Annotated in this window: 8 protein-coding genes; 5 read left to right on the forward strand and 3 right to left on the reverse strand. The window is 47.5% G+C overall.

The annotated features are described in order from the left end of the window. Positions 1-264: hypothetical protein (locus AC0YN3_RS32915; protein WP_475779038.1), on the forward strand; the 264-nt coding region annotated here is incomplete at its 5' end. 5 nt (positions 265-269) lie between these two features. On the opposite strand, the gene AC0YN3_RS32920 is transcribed toward AC0YN3_RS32915, so the two are convergent. Further along, on the reverse strand, positions 270-2324 hold the full coding sequence (locus tag AC0YN3_RS32920; protein ID WP_475779039.1) for a beta-galactosidase: 2055 nt from the start codon (positions 2322-2324) through the stop codon (positions 270-272). A 159-nt stretch (positions 2325-2483) separates the two neighbouring features. Between AC0YN3_RS32920 and AC0YN3_RS32925 the strand changes: the two genes are divergently transcribed. Continuing rightward, on the forward strand, positions 2484-3338 hold the full coding sequence (locus AC0YN3_RS32925) for an AraC family transcriptional regulator (RefSeq protein ID WP_475779040.1): 855 nt from the start codon (positions 2484-2486) through the stop codon (positions 3336-3338). On the opposite strand, the gene AC0YN3_RS32930 is transcribed toward AC0YN3_RS32925, so the two are convergent. Then, the gene (locus AC0YN3_RS32930) at positions 3335-4207 is read right to left on the reverse strand and encodes a VOC family protein (protein WP_475779041.1); all 873 of its coding nucleotides are present in this window, start codon (positions 4205-4207) and stop codon (positions 3335-3337) included. The two genes, AC0YN3_RS32925 and AC0YN3_RS32930, sit on opposite strands and share 4 nt — an antisense overlap. A gap of 378 nt (positions 4208-4585) precedes the next feature. Here AC0YN3_RS32930 and AC0YN3_RS32935 point away from each other — a divergent pair, with 378 nt between their 5' ends. Together AC0YN3_RS32935 and AC0YN3_RS32940 are read left to right on the forward strand one after the other, a co-directional pair. Then, entirely contained in the window at positions 4586-5089 is a 504-nt protein-coding gene (locus AC0YN3_RS32935; RefSeq protein ID WP_475779042.1) for a DUF2716 domain-containing protein, read from the forward strand. A gap of 168 nt (positions 5090-5257) precedes the next feature. Next, a complete protein-coding gene (locus AC0YN3_RS32940; RefSeq protein ID WP_475779043.1) occupies positions 5258-5725 on the forward strand; it encodes a coagulation factor 5/8 type-like protein in 468 nt (155 codons plus the stop codon). Positions 5726-5835: 110 nt separating this feature from the next. Here AC0YN3_RS32940 and AC0YN3_RS32945 read toward each other — a convergent pair. After that, positions 5836-7385 (reverse strand): IS3 family transposase gene (locus AC0YN3_RS32945; protein WP_475779044.1). Its coding sequence is split into 2 segments (ribosomal slippage): positions 5836-6734 and positions 6734-7385, totalling 1551 coding nucleotides; the frame shifts between segments, so codons are not numbered across the junction. A gap of 189 nt (positions 7386-7574) precedes the next feature. Between AC0YN3_RS32945 and AC0YN3_RS32950 the strand changes: the two genes are divergently transcribed. Beyond that, positions 7575-7985: a hypothetical protein gene (locus tag AC0YN3_RS32950; protein WP_475779045.1), complete on the forward strand. Its 411-nt coding sequence runs from the start codon at positions 7575-7577 to the stop codon at positions 7983-7985. Positions 7986-8019 lie beyond the last annotated feature (34 nt).

The raw sequence follows: 8019 nt of genomic DNA on the forward strand, positions 1-8019 counted from the left end.
ACAGAGACAACAGAGACAACAGAGACAACAGAGACAACAGAGACAACAGAGACAACAGAGACAACAGAGACAACAGAGACAACAGAGACAACAGAGACAACAGAGACAACAGAGACAACAGAGACAACAGAGACAACAGAGACAACAGAGACAACAGAGACAACAGAGACAACAGAGACAACAGAGACAACAGAGACAACAGAGACAACAGAGACAACACAACGCAAGAAGCCCAAGCTCGAGCCGAGCTTGGGCTTCTCTTAGGTTAACTAGCTAAGCACGATAACGCCGAAGCCTTCGAGCGAGATGGTTCCGCTGAGCGTATTGCCGGTGAGTAGATCGGTTTTCTCCTCATCGAGCGTGATGATAGCAGGCTGCTCGCTAAAGTTCAGCAGGAAGTACAGCGGTCCGTCTTCGCCCTCGCGAATGGCCAGTTCTACGTCAGGCGGGAGTGACAGCCAGCCCGCGGTCGGCGCGGCAAGTCCGAGGCGATCGATGATCTGCCCCGCGGAAGCATCGTTGAATACGGCTCCGAAGTACCATGCCTCGCCCTCGCCGAAAGCATTTCTCGTCACGGCAGGCTTGCCGGCATAGTAGTCAGAAGCATAAGTGGCTACTACTTCGACGGAGTCAGTCTCCACGCATAGGATTTCATTAAAGGCATCCGCGCCTGTAAGCGCCTCATCGCCCCCGTTCCATTTCATAGAGGTTGCGGCACGCGTTCCTTTCACCATCGTGAACTCCTCGACGGAAATGCCGCAAAGCCCGGCAGCCGCCCCGGGGAATGGCCGCATATAGGCGTGGCCATGCTCGTTTTTGTAGCCGGTTCGGCAGCCAAAAATAATAATGCCGCCCTCGCGTGCGTACTGCTCCAGCAGCGCGGCTGTCTCATCTCGCATAATCGCAGGATGCGGGTAAATGAGAACCTTGTAGCGCTTCAGATCCTCAATGGTGGTACCGCTGCGTACATAAAGCGTGTCACTAGGGATATGGCGCCTGTTCAGCGCTTTGAACCACGACGATGCGCTTTGCCAAGCAAACGGGCCATGCCAGATGTCGTATTCGCCGTCCCAATCATTGTCATAATCGCGAAGGAGCGCAACGTCGGCCTTAAATGCGGAAGCTGCGATGCGATTGCCTGCAAGCGCAAGCTCCGAGCCGATCTGCCCTGCCTCGCGGACGCGGCGGTTCGGACGGTTATGGTAGTCATTGATGCCATGCCAATAAATCTCGTTGCCGAAGGTAGCGGTCCGCCAGCGGAAATAAAGGACCATATTTGCGCCGTGCGCAATGGACTGGTACGTCCAGAGCCGCATTTGGCCTGGCTTAGGCGATGGCATATCCATTCGGTTAACCCATCCGCCAGGTCCAGATTGCTGCTCCATGATAGCAAAGTTCGGAGAGATGGAGCGGACGACGCCAAGCTTCTGGCTCCAGCTGCGGTCGGCTAGCGGATTTTCCTCGCCTTTCGATTCATACAGCGTTGAGAATTGCGGATAAGAATCATAGCTGAAAAAGTCGAGAAGCTCGTCGTTCATCCGATGGCTGTCCAAATGCCCGAACAGGCCGTTTGTCGTTACCCATTGATGCGGAGCGACCTCGCGCAAAATATCGCCCTGTACCTTTGCGTACGATATGGTATTGTCAGAAATAAACCGCTTCTCATCCAGCGCCTGATGCGGATTAGGCTGCTTGTGCGCAGGCGTTGGGCGCGGCAGGAAAACTTGCTCCCAGTCCGTGTACGTTTGGCTCCAGAAAACGGTGCCCCAAGCGGCATTCAGCTTGTCCAGCGTGCCATATTTCTCCTGCAGCCAAGCCCGGAACGCGTCATGATCGGCAGGCGCGTAGAACTCGCTGATCTCGCAGTTGAATTCATTGTCGATCTGCCAGCCGATCACGGCAGGATGGTCTTTATAATGCTCAGCCATCTGGCGTGTGATGATCGCCGACAGCTCGCGGTATTTGGTGCTGCTATAGTTGTAATGACGGCGTAATCCATGCTGGAGCGTAACGCCGTCCTGCGTCACGTTGAGCACCTCTGGATACTTATGCGTTAGCCAAGCCGGAGGCGTAGCCGTTGGCGTTCCGATGATGACTTTGAGGCCATGCTTGTGGGCAAGAGCAAGAGCGCGGTCGAACAGGTCGAACGAGAAGACGCCTTCCTGCGGCTCGAAGATGGACCAAGCAAATTCCGCTACGCGGACAATGGAGAAATGTAGCTCGCGCATCCGGCGGAAGTCATCCTCCCATAGCGATTCCGGCCAATGCTCCGGATAATAACAGGTGCCGAGGCGGAATTCTTTCAAGGCATCGATAGGTTTCATATTATGCTCCTCCAGTATGAGAGTTGATTAGGCATAGGAATATATTGCGAATCATTGCTTTCATTTAATATTTTAAAATCAATGCATGCATACGTAAATGACAATATCATGCGATTAATGATACAATATTGCGAACTTGAAAAGGAGGCGTGCAGCGTGATGCGGGAGCACTATATTGTACCTAGCCCGTCTTTTAACCAGTATGTATGTTACCCTGACCTGCTAGGAAGATACAATGAATTTCCTCAGCATGCCGAGCGAAGGGAACAGGGCCAGTTGAAGCATTACAATTTGCATTTGATATTTGAAGGGAGCGGTTATGTCATGAATGGCAGCGGGGGGGAGCGGCTGCAGCTGAGGGCAGGCGACGGTTTTTTGTTCCCGAAAAACGCTTTCCAGGAGTATGGCTCAAGCGCGAGCGATGCCTGGGACGTGCGCTGGATTCATTTCGAGACGCAAATTCCGCTGCCCATGCTTAGAGAAGCCGACGAAACCGGCGGATGGCTGTTTACCTTCTCGAACCGGGAGCGGTTCATGCAGCTGACGGAGGAGCTGTACGCGCTTTGCAAGCCATTCGAGACAAGCAATGAGCCTCGTATTTCGGCGCTGCTGTATGAGGTATTGGTAGAGCTGGTTCAGCATTCGGAGAGGCTGGAGGGCTCGTCTGCCCTAGAGAAGCAGAATGCGATTCGGGTAGCGGCGGATCAAATTCGGCACAACTGCGCGGAGCCTTGGAGCTTGGAGCGTATGGCAGGTCTGGCGGGTTATAGCACGTATCATTTTCTAAGGCTATTCCAACAGGTCATGGGAAAAACGCCGAACCATTACGTCACGGAATGCCGAGTCGATGCAGCGAAGCTGCTGCTGGCGACAACGGGGCTATCCGTGACACAGATTTCGGCGCGATGCGGATTCTCGCAAGCAAGCTATTTCATTCGGGTATTTCGCTCATCGGAGGGCGTTTCTCCCAAAGTGTACCGAATGATATACGGACAAGGCGCGACGCTCCATTAACCGGCAGCGACAACCGCATGAATGGCGATGCCTGATGGATCAAGCACGACAACGGCGAGATCCTGCTGCTTCGTCTCGATTCCTTCTGCCTGCAGTGCTGCAAGCCAAGCTTCGCGAGAGGCTGCGGTAGGGAAGACGATTGTGAAATAAGAAAGGCCAACGGCCTTGGAAGGTGGCAATACGGCGCCGATACCGGCCCAAATATTCATGCCGATATGATGGTGGTATCCGCCAGCCGAAACAAAAACAGCGGACATTTGAGCATAATCGCCAACGACGTCAAATCCGAGCTTGCCTTCATAGAAGGCTTTCGAGGTACGCAGATCGCCGACATGCAAATGGATATGGCCAATGACCGTACCGGACGGTAGACCGCTCCATTCAAGCCCGCTGCTCTCTGTAAGCAAGCTGTCCATATCAAGCGGATCGCTTGCCATCACATAATTGCCGCCCGCATCCTGCCGCCACTCGCTGCGCGGACGGTCCCGGTAAATCTCGATGCCATTATGGTCGGGATCTTCGATATAGAGCGCCTCACTCACGAGGTGATCGGCTTGGCCGATATGAATGCCGCTGCGAATCAGATTGCGAAGCGCGAGCGACAAAGCTTGGCGGTCCGGGAGCAATATCGCAAAATGGTACAGCCCGGCATGCGAGCGCCTTTGCGGTACAAGCGCGTTCGGCACCTCTTCGAGCACAAGCAGCGTAGTTTTACCGTCAGCGGTGAAGGAGACCTCGCGTTTAGCCTCATCCAGATACAGTACCTTTAGTCCAACGACCTCCTCGTAGAATCGAATGGATCTCTCCAACTGGCTAATCTTCAGCTTCACTTCGCCTAGCGAAATATGGGGATCTAATATGGCTGGCATCGTAATTCCTCCTCTATATGATGTAAACATCATTTTTTGTATAGCTTCCAAAGCTTGCTCCCGGTAAGTATATCCTGTTCAAAATATGAGTAATAAACGCTGTTTGCGTTCATATTGTATTGGCGTACGTGTTCTGTTTCGCTTTATGGACATATCGTATCATAAATCATAACTTAAATAAGTAACTTATTAATAGTAATCAACTTATTTTGGGGATGATGGCGGTGTCAGATGAAAATAAAGTTCTTGACTGAGAAAATAGAGTATTAGACTGATGATGCTTCATTAAGATAACGGACAGGTTAGTGCAATAAAAGGTGATGTTATTACTGTACCGAATATTTATATATAAGTTGTACTGTAGAGAGGGAGATAATAATGGATTACGGTTGGATATTGTTAACTGATGAAGAAGAAAAAGAATTGTGGTCAAGATTTAATAAGGTATTTCATCCTAGACCAAGCAAATCAATTTTCCCTTCATATATCCCAACTCCGTTTATCCAGTATGATATATCTAATTGTTATACGGAAGAATTCATTCAAGATTTCGAAGACAAAGCTGCTTCAGCATTTCAAAATTGCACAACTCCTGGAGAGCATATTTACGCACTAGATTGGCAACATGATTGCTATTTAGTAGATGCTCGAAAAGAGTTCCCTAGACATGTACCTTGGAGAGTAGACAATGGAGAATGGATAATTTCAATTTATCCGAATGGAGATTATCATTTTTTTCTAGCCAGTGACTTTTCTTGGGGGATTTTAGGTCATCCATGGGAGAATACCATTACTATTTATGGGGATAAACTTTTAAGCTGTTTCTCAAAGACACAGCCGATGATGCTTCATAAAGTAATTAAAAGGATAGAGGACAGCTAAGTTAAAATCTTTGAACTAACGGCGAACTATAGCTTCATAATCACCAGGACGAGGCTGCCGGAATAAATCGGCAGCCTCGTTGAGCTAACGCGCAGCTTAGTTCCAATGTGTGGTAAAATAGTTTTTGCAGGACCAATAATTTTACACGGGCAAACCCAGGTGATTTCCATGAGCTTAACCCACGAATTTTTTCTGCTTAGCGGCGATTTTGATTTAAATGACAGATATGAATGGTACCGAGCTAATCGTTATACATGGATTGAGAAGTCTGTAATATCAGATGATATTATTCAATACATGACGGACTTTTTGAACTGGTTGCCTTCATTTAATCCCGAAACAAAAGAAAGTCACAGAGGCTTAAACTACTATGGGGTAACCGTTATTAACAAGCCGGGAGCAGAGAAGCTAATAAGGATATTAGATAAATGGCTTAAATTAATCGAAGAAGCACCTAATACATTTAGTTTAAGAGGAAAAACCGTTTGGAAAGAAGAAGAGAATGAAGATGGCTACTGGGAACAGACGAGAAATTGGTTGAATCGAGAAACAATGCAGAGTGAATTAGAAGAATTAATTAACCTAGCTGTTAAAGCTTCAAGTAATAACCAACTGATTATTCATTTTGGAATCTAAATTTATACAACAAGGAATTGAACTATCGGCGAATGATAGTTTAACAAACATGGAGCAGTTTGCTACTGAACTGCACCCCGTCAAGTAGACAGTACAAATAATAAAAATAGTTAGGCGGCCTTGGTCCTGTATTCCATTGGACTGAGGCCGTTTAATTTTGCTTGTAATCGTTCGTGGTTATAAAAACGGATATAGGCCTCAATGTCCCTCTTGAGGTCCTCATAGGTATCGTACGTGTGTAAATAATACTTCTCGCATTTGAGGGTCCCCCAGAAAGACTCCATTGGACCGTTATCGATGCACCGCCCAACACGGGACATACTCTGGATCATTTTGTTGTCATCCAAGAGCTTCTTAAAGCCTAGGGAGGTGTATTGGTAGCCTCGGTCGCTATGAAGCATGGGTCTGCTTCCTGGAGCTGCTTTCAGGGCCAGTTTCAACGTCTGGAATACAAGTGGATTGTTATTAGAACGCCCTAGTACATAGGAGACGATGGATTTATCATGAAGGTCAAGAATAGCGCTTAAATACGCTTTCTGGCCATTGCCGCACTTGAATTCCGTAACATCGGTGAGCCACTTTTCATTCGGTGCATCGGCATGGAATTTTCGGTTTAGCAAGTTCTCCGCCACCTGTTGTGGAGTGGCGTTCGGGTATCTCTTTTTCTTCCTCCGGATAACAGACTGGATTCCCTGTACCCTCATCAGGCGGTAGACGCGCTTATGGTTAATCGTTTTTTTCGTCTGACTGCGCATATGTAGCGTTAATTGACGATAGCCAAAGATATGCTCAACTTTCTCGTAAATGGACAACATGACTTGTGTCAGCTCTGCGTTCTCCTGTTCACGGGAACTGGGTTTGCGATTTAGCCACTTGTAATAGCTTGAGCGTGCAATACCTGCTATTTCACACAGAAGTTGAACGCTGAACAACGCTTCTTCCCGAAGCCCTTGAATGGCAAGATAGACGTTCTCTTGTTGGCTTAGTTTCGCCTCCTTTGGAATTCCCGTAACTTTTTTAGAAAGGCATTCTCCGCCCGAAGCCGCTCAATTTCGTGCTCCATCTTCTTCATATTGAGTTTCTGTTGATCGGCCTCCGTTAACTCTTCAGGGGCTTTCTTTCTCCCTCGGCCATCCTTTAACGCATCCTGACCGCCATCTTCAAACTTTTTTACCCACTGGTACACTTGCTGGTAGGAGACCTGAAACTGTCCCGCTGTCTTATGGTAGTCCTGCTGATTTGCCAGGCAATGTTGGACGATATCGATCCGTTCCTGCCACGTCGTAGAGCGACCCTTTGTCATAGCTTTTGCTTCCCCTTTATAGGCTTTTAAGCTGCTATGACTATTATACTTCTTTATCCAATTGGAAAGTTGCGTTCTACTAGCAATCTTGTATTTATCGATGATCTGGTACGGAGACACTCTCCCCTCAAGGTGCTCCTGCACTGCTCGGATCTTAAGCTCAGCACTGTAACTTCGATTATGAGTACGACTCTCTAAACCTTCATATCCGTAGACCTTATAACGACGTTGCCATTTCCATAAGGTCCCTGTATTAATGCCGTGTTTATTGCCTACGGCATTAACACCTATCTCACCATTCTCAATTTCTTCAAGGATAGCGAGTTTCTCTGAAGCAGAATATTGTCGTCTAAGCATGAAAAAGCTCCCCTTCCAGTAGCAGGTTTTATTATTTCACCTGTCTACCGTAAGGGGAGCATATCATACGGCAGCTGCTCCATTTCTTTATTGAGCTATCTGGCAGATTACATTAATGAACCGTTGCTTAAAGGGATACATTTGGCATGTCACGAATTAGAGATATATAAGACATGCGAGGTAAAATTAATGTATTACTACATTAGTATCCATTCTGATGATTACACGAAAAAAGTAAAGTCAAAGGTTCTAGAGCAATACCTAACTCATATTTTGGAATTCGAAAAGGCAAGTCACCTAACATTTTTCAAAGAAATCAATGGAGATCATATCAAGATAAGAGGAATACCTGCTGATAACGATGGTACCTATGGGTTCGATACACTGGAAGGGATAGAAGAAGTTAATTTAATTGAGATTGATTTACCCAGATACATTGATGATATTCTGGAGCAGACCATAGCTGATATTGCTACCGGCATTGCAAAGGAGTTCTCATGGAAAATTGACGAAGATCATGGACTAAGCTCCCTCGGTACGATGCAGTTATCTCACGAATGCTCGCTTATTCACAGAATCTCACCAGAGGATGAGTTGTAACCCGGATTGAATGGGACGAGAGCCGTCAAATTGG

The organism is Paenibacillus sp. J22R232 (assembly GCF_056269165.1).

Bases quoted from the DNA above. Each gene is read 5' to 3' on its own strand.
- AC0YN3_RS32925 (WP_475779040.1), top strand. From the start codon at position 2,484: ATGCGGGAGCACTATATTGTACCTAGCCCGTCTTTTAACCAGTATGTA.
- AC0YN3_RS32940 (WP_475779043.1), top strand. From the start codon at position 5,258: ATGAGCTTAACCCACGAATTTTTTCTGCTTAGCGGCGATTTTGATTTA.
- AC0YN3_RS32950 (WP_475779045.1), top strand. From the start codon at position 7,575: ATGTATTACTACATTAGTATCCATTCTGATGATTACACGAAAAAAGTA.
- AC0YN3_RS32930 (WP_475779041.1), bottom strand. From the start codon at position 4,207: ATGCCAGCCATATTAGATCCCCATATTTCGCTAGGCGAAGTGAAGCTG.
- AC0YN3_RS32920 (WP_475779039.1), bottom strand. From the start codon at position 2,324: ATGAAACCTATCGATGCCTTGAAAGAATTCCGCCTCGGCACCTGTTAT.
- AC0YN3_RS32935 (WP_475779042.1), top strand. From the start codon at position 4,586: ATGGATTACGGTTGGATATTGTTAACTGATGAAGAAGAAAAAGAATTG.